The following is a 16760-nucleotide window of genomic DNA, read 5'->3' on the forward strand; positions in this document are numbered from 1 at the left end:
GGGTTTGCGTATAATGCGCGAAATTAAATTGGGTCATTCAAAGTTACGATTTATACCTGAGTCGTTTATTGAACGTCCCCGGTACTTGATGCTCAGTATAGGCGGAGCAAGCCAACTGACAAGTATTCAGAAATATACATATGGATAGGAAGTACGGCGGTAAGGGGATGAGCGTGGATACCTTTAGGGGAGAAAGTTAAAGTACCCACTTATTTGATCTTAAAGCAGTTTTTAATCTTTCATTGCCACTCGTAACGACAAATCCACAGCCATTACGTTTTTGGTTAAAGCCCCAGAAGATATAAAGTCAACACCTAATTTTCCTAAAGATTGCAATCTTTCATCCGTGATATTGCCAGAAACTTCGAGTTTACTTTGCCCTTTCGTAATGTCGACTGCGCTTCGGATCTGATCATTACTAAAATTATCCAGCATAATAATGTCTGCACCGGCTTCGAGTGCTTCTTTTAATTCCTGCAGGTTCTCTACTTCAACTTCCACAGGCTTGTCTGGATGATTTTGTTTCGCCGTTGCCACCGCTTTTTCAATAGAGCCGCAGGCGAAGATATGGTTTTCTTTAATCAGAAAGGCATCAAACAATCCGATTCGGTGGTTTTTACCCCCGCCACAGGCCACTGCATACTTTTGTGCGAGTCTCAGGCCGGGTAAGGTTTTACGGGTGTCCAAAATCTTGGTTGGGTAAGGGGCAAGTATCGACGCATAATGATGTGATACCGTCGCCGTAGCAGACAGGGTTTGCAAAAAGTTCAGTGCAGTTCGCTCTGCAGTGAGGATACCGCGCGCAGGGCCTGCCAGCGAAACCAGCACATCATCGGCTTTGGCTTGTTGGCCGTCATCGATAAGAATGTTGACTTCAATACTTTCATCGATAAGAGAAAAAGCCGCTTTCACCCATTCCATACCACATACAATGCAGTCTTCGCGGGTAATAATCGTAGCGGTGGCCTGGGTATCGGCGCTAATCAGATTTGCGGTAATGTCTTGACTGGCGTCGGCGCTGCCGCCTAAGTCTTCTGCCAGGGCCTGCGTGACCTGCTGTCTTATGTCGTCCAAAGTCGGTGTCGTCATACTGAAACTCTGCTTATATTAAAGTGTACGCAATATTAACCATTCTCCGCGCTGAGTAAACTCAAGCTGCCTCAAAACACTCATTCCAAGGAGGATCTGGTTATCATTCATACCGGGATTAAGGTTCGCACGCACATCATGCAGCTCAATGTCGCCAATGCGTAACGTATCTATACTTGTACGGGCCACACGAACCACACCATTTGCCGTTTGTGCCATGCCAGATCCCGTGGCGGTTAATCCCAGCTTTTCTTGCAGGTAAGCCGGAATGGCAACATCGGTAGCACCGGTATCGACTAAAAAGGTGACTTCTTCGCCATTAATAAACCCATTCGTCACATAATGGCCGGCCCGGTTTTGCTTTAACCGGACTTCTGTTTGGTTGTCTAGTCGCACGGATTCTGGCTCACGGTTGGGGTTTTCCTGTCTGTCGAGCAAATCCGAAAATACAAACGTCAGTAAACCCAGCCCACAGACCCAGGCCAGCGCATACATCCATTTCCCTGTACTCTGATTACTACTCATTTCTGCCTCTTTTTGTTTCTGCAGTGGTGGTTCGCTCTCTTGAGTAACACTGCCGCAGGTGTCAAACTTGCTTATAAATAAGTATCGAACCCTTTTTATATGGACTTAATTGCAGATTGCCAGTTTACACCTTCACCTTTTTATGACGAACGACCTGACAACGAGCAGGTGTCGTTACTGGTGATCCACAATATATCGCTACCGGCAGGCCAGTATGGCACCGGGGATATAAAAAGGTTGTTCATGGGCACCATTGATTGTAACGCACATCCCAGTTATCACGACTTAGCGGGTATAAAGGTGTCTGCCCACTGCGTCATCTATCGCACCGGTGAGGTTGAACAATTCGTGCCGCTGACAAAAAGGGCATGGCATGCTGGTCTTTCTGTGTTCCAGGGGCGTAGCAGATGTAATGATTATGCCATAGGTATAGAAATGGAAGGGTGTGATACTGAACCGTTTACCGATGCACAGTATCAAAGCCTGATCCGTGTCACACAAAAGATAATAGATAGCTTTCCGTTAATTACCGCAGGCCGTATCATTGGCCATAGTGATATTGCCTTTGGCAGAAAGACAGACCCAGGTGAATTTTTTGACTGGAGCCGATACAGACAGGCGCTGTCTTTTGGCAATAAAAAATGAGCATCCTTAATAAGGGAATAATGAAGTGATTCTGATTAGTTTATTACTCGCGTTAGCGCTGGACAGAATGGTAACCCGAACGAAGTACTGGCAGTCTGCTGTTTGGGTTCGTGCTGGTCTGCGTAAATTTAACATTTCAGCACAACAGGATGAGGCTTCTCGCCGTATTTGGTTGTACTTATTCGTGCCTGCACTTGTACTGGCACTGTTAGAAACTTACGTTTTAGGTGGTTTTCTTACCTTTATAGAGCAAACAATCGTGCTGTTCATTGCGATCAGTTGTACCCGTTTCCGAGATATTTATAAATCCTGGATCCAGGCAGCTCATCGTGAAGATGCCGAAGCGTGCGATCTGTATGAAAGGCAACTACATCTCGGACTACTTGGCAAACGGGATAAAAAATCGACCCCTGACGACGGTACCCGTATGCAGCGTTTGTTACTGCTTGCGAATTTCCGCTATTTCGGTGCAGTAATATTGTTCTTTATCTTCTTTGGCGCGCCGGGTGCACTATTCTATATGTGTGTGAGAGAAGCCCATCAATATTACCGCGAGCATCAACATGCTGCTGCACGAGTGACGCATCGCCTGTTATTTGCTCTGGAATGGCTACCTGCCCGTGCAACCACACTGGGTTATTTAATTGTGGGTCATTTCTCTAAAGCGGCAGGGGTATGGCTTGAGTCGATCACAAATACCGCAAACGACAGCGCTGATGTGCTCTGGTCTGTGGCCCGTGAAGCAGAAGTAATAGATGATGAGGGAAGTTTAGGCTACTCAAAAGCCGCGGCGCTCATTCATGTACAGGCTGGCGTGCGGTTAGCAAAGCGTAATATCATCTTTTTACTGGTTGTTACTTCACTCCTCACGTTAGGCGGTTGGTTAGCATAACCATGCAGTGGTAGACCATTGAAGCCTGCTAATCGGATTACCACTATTACAGTATAAAGCGCGGCGTTTTCATGATGAAAACGCCGTTTTTATTTATGCTGCACCTGCACAAAAATGGTTGTTAAATCAACCTGTTCCGTTCATAAAATCATCTTTATTTCACTCGTCAGACCAGATTGGACTGTAAAAAAATTTCAACAATTTCAATTGTTAGCTCAATCAAAAGGTTAAATGTAAGTTACTTTCGATGAGTGACTATTTACCTACATTTCGATCTATCCTAAACTAGATAGGTAAAATGGTATTACCAATGTGGCGGTGGCATGTAACTTTGTTTACATATTGGCCGTCTAATTTCGTAAGCGAGGAACCGCAACGGTATGCGTGACGGCCGGAAAAAATTATCAGATGTCATTACTGAACAACTCGAATCGATGATTCTTGATGGCAGTCTGTTGGCTGGGCAACAGCTACCGCCAGAACGTGAACTGGCTATCCAGTTTGATGTATCCCGCCCCTCACTTCGTGAAGCAATCGGTAACCTTCAAGCCCGTGGTCTGGTTGAACGCAAACAAGGTGGTGGCACTTTTGTAAGCCGCAATCTTAATGCCGCCATTACCGACCCCCTTATGGCCCTTATCAGCCGTCGTCCTGAAACCCAATTTGATTTGTTGGAGTTTCGTCACGCGCTGGAAGGTATGGCTGCTTACTACGCAGCGTTACGGGGCCAGCCTGAAGACTATAAAGCCCTTCAGGAAGCGCTGGATAACTTACCTGCGCTGAAACCGGGTGGAAGCAAACGTGACATGGCCGAAGCGGTAACCGCGTTCTACATGATTATGGCCCGCGCTTCACACAACATGGTGTTATTGCACGTTATGAGCACCATGAAAGACATGTTGGTTGACAATATCGAACGAAATTTTGACATGCTTGCTCTACACGAAAGTGGCGAGGAGGCTGTCTACCGGGAAGTCGCGCAACAACGTAAGGTTATCCTTGCAGCCATTGTTGCGCGAGATCCTGAAGCGGCCCGGCAGGCATGTAATGCTCACCTGGCGCTAATTGAAAAAACTCTCCTCGACATCAATCAACGCGACAGTCGCGTTCAGCGAGCGTTGCGACGTCTGGAGATATAAGGCCTGGCCTTAAAGTAAAAATACCTTGCCGGTTAGCAGTAGGTAAGAAAAGAAAAAGGGTGAGCCGCTTAGGCCTGCTCAAAGTACAACCTAGTTTAGTCTTTCATCCTCCATGGATTCGCCATGCGGGATGATTTTTACTATCAGCAACAATAGGATGGCACCATGACTGAAATGATGCACCAAGATGTGGATCCACAAGAAACACAAGAATGGCTGGAGTCGTTAGAGTCAGTATTAGAAGAAGAAGGCGTTGAAAGAGCGCACTTTTTATTAGAATCACTGATTGAGAAAGCACGCAGAAATGGTGCCCACTTGCCGTACGACGCAACCACGGCTTACATCAACACGATTCCACCGGGGCAAGAACCAACCATGCCTGGTGACCAGACTATTGAAGGCAAAATCCGTAACGCCCTGCGTTGGAATGCCCTGATGATGGTTCTGCGTGGTTCTAAGAAAGACTTAGAGCTGGGCGGTCACATTTCAAGCTTCGCGTCTTCTGCCATGCTGTATGATGTGGGCTTCAACCACTTCTACCGTGCACCAAACGAAAAAGACGGCGGTGACTTCGTACTTTACCAGGGTCACGTTTCACCAGGTATCTACAGCCGTGCATACATTGAAGGTCGTCTGACCGAAGAACAACTAGATGGTTTCCGTCAGGAAGTAGACGGCAAAGGTCTGTCTTCTTACCCACACCCTAAATTAATGCCTGACTTCTGGCAGTTCCCGACTGTTTCTATGGGCTTAGGTCCAATGCAGGCGATTTATTTGGCCCGCTTCCTCAAGTACCTGACTGATCGCGGTATTAAAGACTGTTCTGAACAGCGCGTATGGTGCTACATGGGTGACGGTGAGTGTGATGAGCCGGAAAGCTTGGGTGCTATCGGTCTTGCAGCTCGCGAAGGCCTGGACAACCTGACTTTCGTTATCAACTGTAACCTGCAGCGTCTTGATGGCCCTGTACGTGGTAACGGCAAAATTATCCAGGAACTGGAAGGTACCTTCCGTGGCGCTGGCTGGGAAGTTATCAAGGTTATCTGGGGTCGCTACTGGGATCCTCTGCTAGCCCGCGACACATCAGGCAAACTGCTTGATCTGATGAACGAGACCATCGATGGTGAATACCAGAACTGTAAAGCTAAAGGCGGCGCGTACACCCGTGAGAAGTTCTTCGGTAAATATCCAGAGCTGAAAGAAATGGTTTCTAATATGTCAGATGAAGACATCTGGCGTTTGAACCGTGGTGGTCACGATCCGGTTAAAGTTTATGCAGCTTACGACCGTGCCACTAAAACTAAAGGTCGCCCACAGGTAATTCTGGCTAAAACCGTTAAAGGTTACGGTATGGGTGCATCTGGTGAAGGTAAGAACATTGCCCATCAGGTTAAGAAAATGGATAAAGACGCGGTTAAGCAGTATCGCGATCGTTTCAACATCCCTGTATCTGACGAAGCATTAGCTGATCTGCCGTACTACAAGTTCGACGAAGACAGCGAAGAGATGAAATATCTGCGCGCCCGTCGTGAAGCCCTGCATGGTTACATGCCGGTACGTCGTGCTAAAGCGTCTGAAGATTTACCAGCGCCAGCAATGAAAGCGTTCGACGCGATCACTAAAGGTTCTGGCGACCGTGAAATCTCTACCACAATGGCGTTCGTACGTGTACTGACTGCACTGCTTAAAGACAAGCAAATCGGTAAGCGCATCGTACCTATCATTCCAGATGAAGCCCGTACTTTCGGTATGGAAGGTCTGTTCCGTCAGGTGGGTATTTACTCTTCACAAGGTCAGAAATACGAACCACAGGATTCTGATCAGGTTGCTTATTACCGTGAAGACCAGAAAGGTCAGGTACTGCAGGAAGGTATCAACGAACTGGGTGCAATGGCATCGTGGTTAGCAGCAGGTACTTCTTACAGCACTAACGACCTGCCAATGGTACCTTTCTATATCTATTACTCCATGTTCGGTTTCCAGCGTGTTGGCGATATGGCGTGGGCAGCAGGTGACTCACGTACCCGTGGTTTCCTTGTTGGTGGAACTGCTGGTCGTACAACGCTGAACGGCGAAGGTCTGCAGCACCAAGATGGTCACTCTCATACCCAGGCGGCATTAATCCCGAACTGTGTGAGCTACGACCCAACTTACGGTTACGAAGTTGCTGTTATCGTTCAAGACGGTCTGCGTCGTATGCTGGAAGATCAGGAAGACGTGTTCTACTACCTGACAGTAATGAACGAAAACTACAAGCAGCCTGAAATGCCTAAAGGCGTTGAAGAAGGTATCGTTAAAGGTATCTACAAGCTGGATACTGTGGGCAGCAGCGATAAGAAAGTGAAACTGCTGAGTTCTGGTACCATCCTTGAGCAAGTGCGCGAAGCGGCTGCGAAACTGGCGTCTGACTACGGCGTAGAAGCAGAAGTTTACAGTGTAACGTCATTCAACGAACTGGCACGCGATGGTCAAAACTGTGACCGTCACAATATGCTGCACCCTGAAGCGACAGCGAAAGTACCTTACATCACAGAAGTACTCAGCGAAGGTAACGATGGCCCGACTATCACTGCAACTGACTACATCAAGAACTACGGCGAGCAAGTACGTGACTTCGTGCCAGGCGCTTACCGTGTACTGGGTACTGATGGTTTCGGTCGTTCTGACAGCCGTGCGAATCTGCGTCGTCACTTCGAAGTAGACGCTGCATACGTGACTTACGCTGCATTGTATGAACTGTACAAGGCGGGTTCTGTTGATGCCAAGACACTGTCAAAAGCGATGACAGATCTGGGTATTGATGCCGAGAAAGTTAACCCACTTTACGCATAAGCTAAGGGAGACTAACGAACATGGCAGATATTAAAGACGTACTGGTACCGGATCTGGGTGAAGATTCGGTAGAAGTAATCGAAATTTGCGTAGCAGTGGGTGATTCCGTAGAAGCGGAAGACGCACTGGTTACAGTAGAAAGCGACAAAGCCAGCATGGATATCCCTGCACCGTTTGCCGGTAAGGTATCTGAGCTGAGTGTTAAAGTTGGCGATAAGATCTCCGAAGGCGATTTGCTGGCGAAACTAGAAGCGGCGGGTGCTGCTGACAGTGCGCCTGCAGCTGAAGAAAAGCCTGCTGAAGCACCAAAAGCGGAAGCACCAAAAGAAGAAGCGCCTAGGCAGGAAGCAGCTCCGGCTGCTTCAGGCGGCTCATCTGTTATTGAAGTGACTGTACCGGATATCGGTGACGCTGCTGATGTAGACGTTATTGAAATTCTGGTCGCTGAAGGCGATTCTGTTGAAGCGGAAGATGGCCTGATCACCCTGGAAACTGACAAAGCAACCATGGACGTACCTTCGCCGCAGGCAGGTAAAGTGGTTAGCCTGAAAGTAAAAGAGGGCGACAAGGTGTCTGAAGGCTCTCTGGTTCTAACACTGGAAGTGGGCGGTGGCGAAGCTGCTGCACCTGCACAGGAATCAGCACCGGAGGAAACGCCTGCGCCAGCTGCAGAATCTGCCCCGGCAGCAGAAGAAGCGCCTGCTGAAGAAGCTGCAGAAGAAGAAATTGAAGTTCAGGTTCCTGATATCGGTGGCGATACTGACGTAGACGTTATCGAAATTCTGGTTGCTGAAGGCGACACCGTGGAAGCGGAAGACGGCCTGATCACGCTGGAAACTGACAAAGCGACCATGGACGTACCAGCGCCTAAAGCCGGTACTGTTACCAAACTGCTTATCAAGCAGGGCGACAAAGCGTCTCAGGGCACGCCGGTCATTATGCTGAAAGTAAAAGGTGCGGCGAAACCTGCTGCTCCAAAAGCTGAAAGCAAACCTGCGGCATCTGCTCCAGCTCCGGCTGCACAAGCGCCACAGCAGAAAGCACCACCGGTTCCGCATCACCCGTCTGCAGGCAATAAGCCTAAGTCTGGTAAAGTGCATGCGTCTCCGTCCGTACGTCGTCTGGCCCGTGAATTTGGTGTTGACCTCACTCAGGTTGACGCGAGCGGTCGTAAAGGGCGTATTGTAAAAGAAGACGTACAGTCTTATGTGAAACATGAGCTGTCACGTCCGAAAGCTACTGCTGGTTCAGTATCTTCCGGCAACGGCGGTGGTGGTCTGCAGGTTATTGCACAGCCTAAAGTTGATTTCTCCAAGTTTGGTGAAATTGAAGAGAAGCCGTTAACCCGTATTCAGAAGATTTCTGGTCCTAACCTGCACCGCAACTGGGTAACCATCCCACATGTAACGCAGTTTGAAGAAGCAGATATCACTGATCTGGAAAACTTCCGTAAAGACCAGAACAAGATTGCCGAGAAGCGCAAGCTGGGCGTTAAAATCACGCCTCTGGTATTCATGATGAAGGCGGTTGCCGATGCGCTGAAAGCGTATCCGGTATTTAATACTTCACTTTCTGCCGACGGTGAGTCTTTAATTCAGAAGAAGTACTACCATATCGGTATAGCGGTAGATACTCCGGGAGGCCTGGTCGTGCCGGTTGTCCGTGATGTTGATAAGAAAGGCATCATGGAGATTTCCAAAGAGTTGATGGAAATCAGTGTGAAGGCACGTGATGGCAAACTGAAAGCTGCAGATATGCAAGGTAGCTGTTTCACCATCTCAAGCCTTGGCGGTATCGGTGGTACGGCATTTACGCCAATCGTAAATGCGCCGGATGTTGCTATCCTGGGTGTGTCGAAGAGCGACATTAAACCTAAGTGGAATGGTAAAGAGTTTGAACCGCGTTTGATGGTGCCGTTATCACTGTCATACGACCATCGTGTTATTGACGGCGCGGTGGCAGCACGCTTTGCTGTACACTTAAAAGCAGTTCTGGAAGATATGCGCCAGATGCTGCTGTAGAAAAAAGTGAAGGGGAGGGAATAAATACCTCCCCTTCGTGATTTTTATGATCATAAAGCCGTATCGGCTTTACAGGCATTAACAGCCCTAGTTACAATCCGTAACACATAGTTATCAAATATTTGGACAGATTTGAGGTCACAATGAGCGAAATAAAAACGCAGTTAGTAGTATTGGGCGCAGGACCTGGTGGTTATTCCGCCGCTTTCCGCGCTGCTGATTTAGGTATTGAAACCGTTATCGTAGACGCCCGTGAAACGTTGGGTGGGGTATGTTTGAACGTAGGCTGTATCCCTTCAAAAGCCCTGCTGCATGTCGCTAAAGTGATCAAAGAAGCTAAACACCTGTCATCTCACGGTGTGACGTTTGGCGAGCCTGAAATCGATCTGGACAAAATCCGCTCTTATAAAGACGGCGTTGTTGGCCAACTGACTAAAGGTCTGGCTGGCATGTCTAAAATGCGTAAAGTTAAGCATGTTCAGGGCTACGGCAAATTTACCGGTGCAAACACCCTGGAAGTAGAAGGTAACGACGGTAAAACCACCATTACTTTCGAAAAAGCGATCATCGCTGCGGGTTCAGAGCCAGTATCTCTGCCTTTCATCCCTGAAGATGACCGCGTAATCGATTCAACCGGCGCGCTGGAAATGAAAGACATTCCAGAAAAAATGCTGGTTCTGGGCGGTGGTATCATCGGTCTGGAAATGGGTACTGTTTACGAAGCGCTGGGTGCGAAAATTGACGTGGTTGAGTTCCTTGACCAGCTGATCCCTGCTGCTGACAAAGACATTATGAAAGTCTTCATGAAAGACTATAAAGACAAGTTCAACATCATGCTGGAAACCAAAGTGACCGCGGTTGAAGCAAAAGATGATGGCCTGTATGTAACTTTCGAAGGCAAGAACGCCCCTGCAGAAGCCGTACGCTACGACAAGGTACTGGTTGCTGTTGGTCGTCGTCCTAACGGAAAACTGGTAGGCGCAGACGTTGCTGGCGTTAATGTTGATGACCGTGGTTTCATCAATGTAGACAAGCAGATGAAGACTAACGTTGACCATATCTTCGCTATCGGTGACCTGGTTGGTCAGCCTATGCTGGCGCACAAAGCCGTTCACGAAGGCCACGTGGCAGCAGAAGTTATTGCCGGTAAACAGCACTACTTCGACCCGCGTTGCATTCCTTCAGTTGCCTACACTGAGCCAGAAGTTGCCTGGGTTGGTCTGACTGAAAAAGAAGCGAAAGAGCAGGGCATCAACTATGAAACAGCCACTTTCCCGTGGGCTGCTTCTGGTCGTGCAATCGCCTCTGATGCAACCAACGGTATGACCAAGATGATCTTCGATAAAGACACAGCACGTGTTATCGGTGGCGCAATGGTGGGTACCAATGCCGGTGAGATGCTGGGCGAAATCGGCCTGGCTATCGAAATGGGCGCTGATGCAGAAGATGTCGGTCTGACTATTCACGCTCACCCAACGCTGAACGAGTCAATCGGTCTGGCGTGTGAAATTTTCGAAGGCAGCATCACTGACCTGCCTAACCCGAAAGCGAAAAAGAAATAAGCGCTTTAAACGGTTAATAAAAACGAGGCTTCGGCCTCGTTTTTTTATGCCTGTAGGAAAACAGAAGAATTCTGTTAATAATCAATTTAGTGTATGTTAATTGCATCATCCTAAACAAAATTTAAAATCAGGGACAATCTTTGGCAGAATCCGCGTGGTTGCTGGCTTCAGCATTTCTTGTTTTTCTCATGCAGGCAGGTTTCTTATGCCTCGAATCCGGGAAAATTCGTAGTAAAAACAATATCAATGTTGCTGCTAAGAACCTTTCTGATTTTATTATTGCCGCCGTTGCATTCTGGGCTTTCGGGTTTGGTGTCATGTTTGGTGATTCTGCTGACGGCATTGTTGGTGCGAGCGAGTTCTTTTTTGGTGCACAGCATACCGCCTGGCAATACAGTTTCTTCCTGTTTCAACTCATGTTTTGTGGTACTGCCGCTACGCTGATGTCTGGTGCGGTGGCTGAACGCATGTCATTCAGTGGCTACATTGCCATTTCAGTCATTCTCTGCTGTTTGATTTATCCGCTTGTTGGTCACTGGGCCTGGGCATCATTATTTAATGCTGAAAATCAGGGCTGGCTTGAAAGTCTGGGGTTTGTTGACTTCGCCGGCTCTACCGTTGTTCACAGCGTTGGTGGCTGGGTAGCACTGGCGGCAATCATCGTTATCGGTCCGCGATTAGGACGCTTCACAAAAGGGCGTCGGCAACCCTCAGCCAGCAACATGCCCTTTTCGGTTCTCGGTACCTTACTCATCTGGTTAGGCTGGTTCGGTTTTAACGGCGGTAGTGCGCTGGCGTTGGATGAATATGTGCCCGCGATAATTTTTAATACCTGCCTGGCCGGGGCCTGGGGAGGTCTGATTGCCACACTGGTTTGCAGAATGCTGTTCGGCTACGTGGATGTCTCGTATATGTTAAACGGCGTGATCGCGGGTCTGGTTGCCATCACCGCATCAGCTGACGTCGCCTCGCCGCTAGCGACTATGCTCATCGGCATTGGTGGCGCTTTGATAATGGTATTGGGTGTCGAGCTGCTGGAAAGATATAAAATTGATGATGTGCTTTGTGTGGTGCCGGTCCACCTGGGAGCCGGTATATTTGGCACCCTTGCGGTTCCTTTTTGCGTTGCTGTGTTGCCGGAAGGATTATCGCTGGCAGGTTTCCTCGGTGTGCAGCTGCTGGGCATCACCGTCATTGGATTTTTCAGTTTTGTTTCGTCCCTGGGTATCCTGCTGGCGCTGAAAAGGGTCATTCCATTAAGGGTGTCGGCCCGTGACGAGCTGTTGGGCATGAACATTTCTGAGCACCAGGCTTCTACTGAAATTATCGATTTGCTGAGGGTAATGAAAACCCAGTCCCGTCAGGGCAACTTTAACCGCCGGATGCCGGTAGAACCCTTCACCGAAGTCGGTCAGATTGCCCAGGAATACAACCGGGTTATCGGACGGGTACAAACGGAAATCGATCAGCGTCAGCAGGCGCTCGAAGACTACCGGTCCAGTGAGCAGCGTAAAACGGCCATCCTCGACTCTTCCATGGACAGTATTATTACTCTCGATCGGAACGGAACCATCTGTGAGTTTAATCCTGCCGCAGAACGCACCTTTGCCAGTTTGCGGGCTCAGGTCATCGGTCAGAATTTTGTTGAGCTGATGGTGCCCGCAAAGCACCGTCAGGCGATTTATACCAGTCTTGAGCACAAGTTTACCGCCTCCGTGGGCCTGCTGATCAATCGCCGGAATACACTTCTGCTTTGCCGCAGCAGCGGGGATACCTTTCCCGCGGAAATAACGGTCACCGGCGCGGGAGCAACAGAACCCTGGAAGCAGGAGTTTACCCTTCATATCCGTGATGTGACCCGTCAGCGTAAAGTACAGGACAAGCTCAGACAGCTAGCCTACAGCGATCCCCTCACGGGTTTATTCAATCGCACCTATTTTCTGGAATGTCTGGAAAAGGCCCTGAAGCAGATGTCAGCGATTCAGCCCTCGGTGTGTGTATTTTTCCTCGATCTTGATCGGTTTAAAAAGGTTAACGATACGCTGGGTCATAAAGCTGGCGATGAGTTACTCATTGAGGTCGCAAGACGCCTGCGCTCAGTGACACGGGATGACGACGTCATCGCTCGCTGGGGCGGCGATGAATTTGTGCTTTATATTACCGGGGGACTTAATCAGTCGGCTGTAGAGGCGCTGGCAGAAAAAATTCTTATTAGCATGAGAGAACCCGTCACCCTGGCAGGGCAGGAGCTTAAGATCCCTACCAGTGTTGGATTTACCCTGTGCGACGAGTCTAATGTGACACCGGAAAGTCTCATCCAGCAGGCGGATATTGCCATGTATTACGCCAAGCAGGATGGTCGTGATAATTATAAGGCATTTCGTTCTGAGATGGCGAACAAGGCCTCTCAGGACTTTAACTATGAGCAGGCCATGCGTCAGGCACTCATCCGTGACGACGAGTTCTACATGGTTTACCAGCCGAAAGTAAATCACAACATGGAAATTGTAGGCATTGAGTCGCTGGTGAGATGGAAAACTAAAACCAGTGAGCAGGTGAGTCCGGCTCAGTTTATTCCACTGGCTGAAGAAGCAGGGCTAATTATTCCGCTGGAAAAGAAAATTATTGAAATGGTATTTACTCAGATTGCCGAATGGCATGCTGATGGCTTTGCTGCTCCCCGGGTTGCGGTGAATATTTCCGGCAAACATCTGCTATCCGGGGAGCTGCTTACGTTTATAAAGAGTGCGATGAATGTACACGGGATCAGTGGCAAACAGCTTGAAATTGAAGTCACAGAAGGGGTATTCCTGAGTGATTTAGAGCGCTGCTCAGAAGTCCTTAATGCCCTTCGGGGGATGCGTATTAAAATCGCCATCGACGATTTCGGTACCGGCTATTCTTCGCTGAATTACCTAAAAGCACTGCCGGTGGATATTCTTAAAATTGACCGCTCCTTTGTGGACGAGTGCGCCTCGTCACCGGAAGATTCAAAAATATGTGCAACTATTATCGGCCTTGCGGAAACACTTGGATTCACCACCATTGCCGAAGGCGTGGAAAATCAGGCGCAGTTTGATTTCCTGCAAACGAATGGTTGTGACGAATTTCAAGGCTATTTTTTCCATCGTCCGTCTGATCCGAAGGCCATAGAACAGTTGTTTAATAAATGCGCAGAAGGTACATTGGAGACAAACGACGGAGAATAAATAATGCGCGAGAAAGCATGGAGGCTCATAAAACTTTACAACGATGTCCTGGTTATCTTGGGATTGTTGGTTGCTTACCTGCTTTACCTACAGTATCAGTCCTGGCAGGCTCAGACGCTCATCCACGAGCTGCGCAAAAGTGACTTCGTGTTTATCGACTATCAGGCTATCGATCCTGAGTCCGACAAGCGCTTCCGCTATATTCCTATGAAAGTGCTGAATACCGGCGAAGAGAATATCACTTTTAAAGTGGGGAATATTGCCTTTACTAAGCCCGTATCGCCACGCACGCACATGCAGTTCGATAGGCCGCTTTTACTGCGAAATTTCTACCGCGACGGCACACTGAGCATCGCATCAGAAAAAGTGGTTGATTGGTTTGAACAAGGCATTATTTACGATGTCAGACGCCCAAAGAGTATCTACATCGATGGCTGGATCGTTATCCATGAGCGAGAAAGGTATTTTGATAATCCAAAGCAGCCCGAGGCATCGACATAATTCATCACAATTCTTACACGTAAAAGCCGCTTTCACACATTAATCTGGCTAAGGTTGTTATCGTAAAGACATTGAATCTGACCGCATCTGATTGCGGTGCGGGTAGCTTAGCGTCTACACTGTTTCACAACGAACTGGCAGAGAAGCGTGTTGATGAGTCAAATAGGTAAAAGATGGCGGTAAAAGCACATCACCCTGATCAACTAGAAATCTTTGCGGTACCCAGTCCTTGCGTGGGTGTATGCCAGTCTGGGCCAAAGGGTTATTGTTTAGGTTGCTATCGTAGCCGGGATGAGCGCTTGTACTGGCTGAAAATAGACGATGCTGCCAAACGCACTATCATTCGTGCTTGTCAGCGTCGCAAAGCGTTGGCCCTGCGTCAATCTAATGATGCAGGTAGCGCAGGCGGTGTAGATACGCCAGAGCAACAGTCTTTGTTCCCCGAAGGCGACTAGCACCCATGTACAGCGTCTGAATCGACGTTGAATTGCAAACGCATCAGAATAACAAATCAGGTAAGTGCATCGTTTATGGAAAAGTATGTAAAGTTTGCTTCTCAGTCCTTCACATTCCCCACTGTCTGCGTAAAAATCAGAGAAGTCTTAGATGATGCACGTTCTGACATGCATGACGTGGGGCAATTGATTGCGATTGACCCATCATTAACCGCTAAGATTCTCCGGTTAGCGAACAGTGCGCTCTTTCGTTTTCCGTCTCAAATCGATTCTATCACCAAGGCTGTTAACGTTATTGGTGGTGAAGCCTTGTACAATCTGGTTATTGCTGAAACGGCCAATTCTGCTTTCAGTCATTTCAGCAGTGAGTATATTAATCTGGCCAATCATTGGCAGGTATCGGTGTACAACGGCATGTTGGCAAAGTATCTGGCCAGACACACAGGATTGAGAGGGGATGAGCGGTTTTTTGCCATGGGAATCTTGGCGCATTTTGGCGAGCTAGTGGTGGCAAAGAAAGATCCCGAGCGTTATCTGAAATACCGCGCAGATGACAGTGCACTTTTGCCATGGGAGAAGCAGCAAACCCATTTTGGATTTACCTTTGCGGCATGCTCAGGTGAGATCATGGAACGTTGGCAGCTGCCTAGGCCGCTTTATTACCCGGTAAAAAATGTTCACATAAGTAATAAACAAGCTGAAGATGTGGATATTGGTTTGTTGGCCGCTTCAATGCGGGTTACAATTCGTCAAAATCTGCACGCAGATTACGGTGAGATTGAACTTGTCACACCTGAGATAACTAATAAATTAGTGGTTCAGGGAGAGACCCTGGGTAATGCAATCGCATTCGCGGATCAAGAGACCTTCAAGGTATCTGCATTAATCCTGTAAGAATATGATCAATCGCCAGGGACGGTTCTTAACAAGTGCGCTAAATAAAAAAATATAACATGTTAAATCCGTTTATAACCCGGTTTCTACTGGCGACTGCCTGTTTGTCGGGCTGCCTGTGTACGGCTCAGGCTGCCGATAGAAACCTGATCCAAACGCTGTATCATACCGATTTCGGCGAAATCGGTGATGGTGGACAGCCGCGTTTTACCCTCGATGGTGAACTCGGTTTGCTGGCCGCAAAAGGTAATACCAACGCGAATTCATTGAAGGCCGCTTTGCGCTCTGAGCATGAAACCGCACGTTGGAACAACAATTACGCCGCAGAGTTACTTTATAAGCAAAGTAAAACTGAAAATGACGACGGCGAAGAAACCAGCGAAGTCACCGCTCAGCGTTTTTTTGGCGCTGCGCAATTTGATTATAAACTTATGACGCCGGGACAACGTACTTTCATGTACGCCGATTATGAGAACGACCGTTTTAACGGTTACGATTATCGTGCGTCGCTGGCAGCCGGGTGGTCGCAACGTATGTGGAACGAAGACGAAAGCTCTTTTGTTTACAGCGTCGGTCCGGGCTATGCCTTCGTTTCTGTTGAAGATGGCACTGAATCTAACGTAAATAACGGGTTTATCGCCCGGGCTTCATGCGAGTATCAATACATGTGGAATACCGGTGCCCAGTTACGACAGTTCCTGAGTGCTGAGGTGGGAGCGGAGAATATCAAAACCCGTTCAACCACCGCGTTGTCTGCAAACTTGTTTGATTCTCTGGCAATGAAGCTTTCTTTCAATTTGGCCTATGAAACGTCTCCTTTGGAAGATGTGGAAGGGTTAAACACAGAAACTTCGGTATCTATCGTTTACCGGTTTTTTTAAAAAATAATAAAAGACGTCGCTGAACGACAGCGCGCTACTAGCAGTGCCACCGGAACGGCACTTCGCTTTGGGACGGGGAACAATCACTATCACGGATGATTTACGCTAAGTCGGA

The 16760-nt window shown here is 48.3% G+C and carries 13 protein-coding genes; 11 read left to right on the forward strand and 2 right to left on the reverse strand.

Annotated features, from left to right (window positions below; all coding sequences use genetic code 11):
• Nucleotides 1-231: 231 nt before the first annotated feature.
• The gene (gene nadC / locus ACXAFQ_RS10570) at nucleotides 232-1089 is read right to left on the reverse strand and encodes a carboxylating nicotinate-nucleotide diphosphorylase (protein ID WP_474821324.1); all 858 of its coding nucleotides are present in this window, start codon (nucleotides 1087-1089) and stop codon (nucleotides 232-234) included.
• A gap of 18 nt (nucleotides 1090-1107) precedes the next feature.
• Entirely contained in the window at nucleotides 1108-1614 is a 507-nt protein-coding gene (locus ACXAFQ_RS10575; RefSeq protein WP_474821327.1) for a retropepsin-like aspartic protease family protein, read from the reverse strand.
• Nucleotides 1615-1713: 99 nt separating this feature from the next.
• Between ACXAFQ_RS10575 and ampD the strand changes: the two genes are divergently transcribed.
• The 11 genes from ampD to ACXAFQ_RS10630 all read left to right on the forward strand — a co-directional run bounded on the left by ampD (nucleotide 1714) and on the right by ACXAFQ_RS10630 (nucleotide 16645).
• Nucleotides 1714-2259, forward strand: coding sequence for a 1,6-anhydro-N-acetylmuramyl-L-alanine amidase AmpD (gene ampD / locus ACXAFQ_RS10580; RefSeq protein WP_474821331.1), 546 nt, complete (start codon nucleotides 1714-1716; stop codon nucleotides 2257-2259).
• 25 nt (nucleotides 2260-2284) lie between these two features.
• Nucleotides 2285-3151, forward strand: a complete 867-nt coding sequence (ampE, locus tag ACXAFQ_RS10585; RefSeq protein ID WP_474821334.1) for a regulatory signaling modulator protein AmpE — start codon at nucleotides 2285-2287, stop codon at nucleotides 3149-3151.
• 380 nt (nucleotides 3152-3531) lie between these two features.
• Entirely contained in the window at nucleotides 3532-4290 is a 759-nt protein-coding gene (locus tag ACXAFQ_RS10590) for a GntR family transcriptional regulator (RefSeq protein WP_474821338.1), read from the forward strand.
• Between the two features lie 165 nt (nucleotides 4291-4455).
• Complete coding sequence (gene aceE / locus ACXAFQ_RS10595; protein WP_474821342.1) at nucleotides 4456-7122, forward strand: pyruvate dehydrogenase (acetyl-transferring), homodimeric type; 2667 nt, start codon at nucleotides 4456-4458, stop codon at nucleotides 7120-7122.
• A 20-nt stretch (nucleotides 7123-7142) separates the two neighbouring features.
• On the forward strand, nucleotides 7143-9143 hold the full coding sequence (gene aceF, locus ACXAFQ_RS10600; protein ID WP_474821344.1) for a pyruvate dehydrogenase complex dihydrolipoyllysine-residue acetyltransferase: 2001 nt from the start codon (nucleotides 7143-7145) through the stop codon (nucleotides 9141-9143).
• A 143-nt stretch (nucleotides 9144-9286) separates the two neighbouring features.
• On the forward strand, nucleotides 9287-10705 hold the full coding sequence (gene lpdA, locus ACXAFQ_RS10605) for a dihydrolipoyl dehydrogenase (RefSeq protein WP_474821346.1): 1419 nt from the start codon (nucleotides 9287-9289) through the stop codon (nucleotides 10703-10705).
• A gap of 140 nt (nucleotides 10706-10845) precedes the next feature.
• A complete protein-coding gene (gene amt, locus ACXAFQ_RS10610; RefSeq protein ID WP_474821348.1) occupies nucleotides 10846-13914 on the forward strand; it encodes an ammonium transporter in 3069 nt (1022 codons plus the stop codon).
• 3 nt (nucleotides 13915-13917) lie between these two features.
• Nucleotides 13918-14415, forward strand: coding sequence for a hypothetical protein (locus ACXAFQ_RS10615; protein ID WP_474821351.1), 498 nt, complete (start codon nucleotides 13918-13920; stop codon nucleotides 14413-14415).
• Between the two features lie 173 nt (nucleotides 14416-14588).
• The gene (locus ACXAFQ_RS10620; protein ID WP_474821355.1) at nucleotides 14589-14870 is read left to right on the forward strand and encodes a DUF1289 domain-containing protein; all 282 of its coding nucleotides are present in this window, start codon (nucleotides 14589-14591) and stop codon (nucleotides 14868-14870) included.
• Nucleotides 14871-14945: 75 nt separating this feature from the next.
• A complete protein-coding gene (locus ACXAFQ_RS10625) occupies nucleotides 14946-15764 on the forward strand; it encodes an HDOD domain-containing protein (RefSeq protein ID WP_474821359.1) in 819 nt (272 codons plus the stop codon).
• A 59-nt stretch (nucleotides 15765-15823) separates the two neighbouring features.
• Nucleotides 15824-16645 (forward strand): DUF481 domain-containing protein, encoded by an 822-nt coding sequence (locus ACXAFQ_RS10630; protein ID WP_474821363.1) that lies wholly within the window; start codon nucleotides 15824-15826, stop codon nucleotides 16643-16645.
• The last annotated feature ends 115 nt before the right edge of the window (nucleotides 16646-16760 follow it).

The sequence above is a fragment of the Alteromonas sp. ABH2_165 genome, from assembly GCF_056159945.1.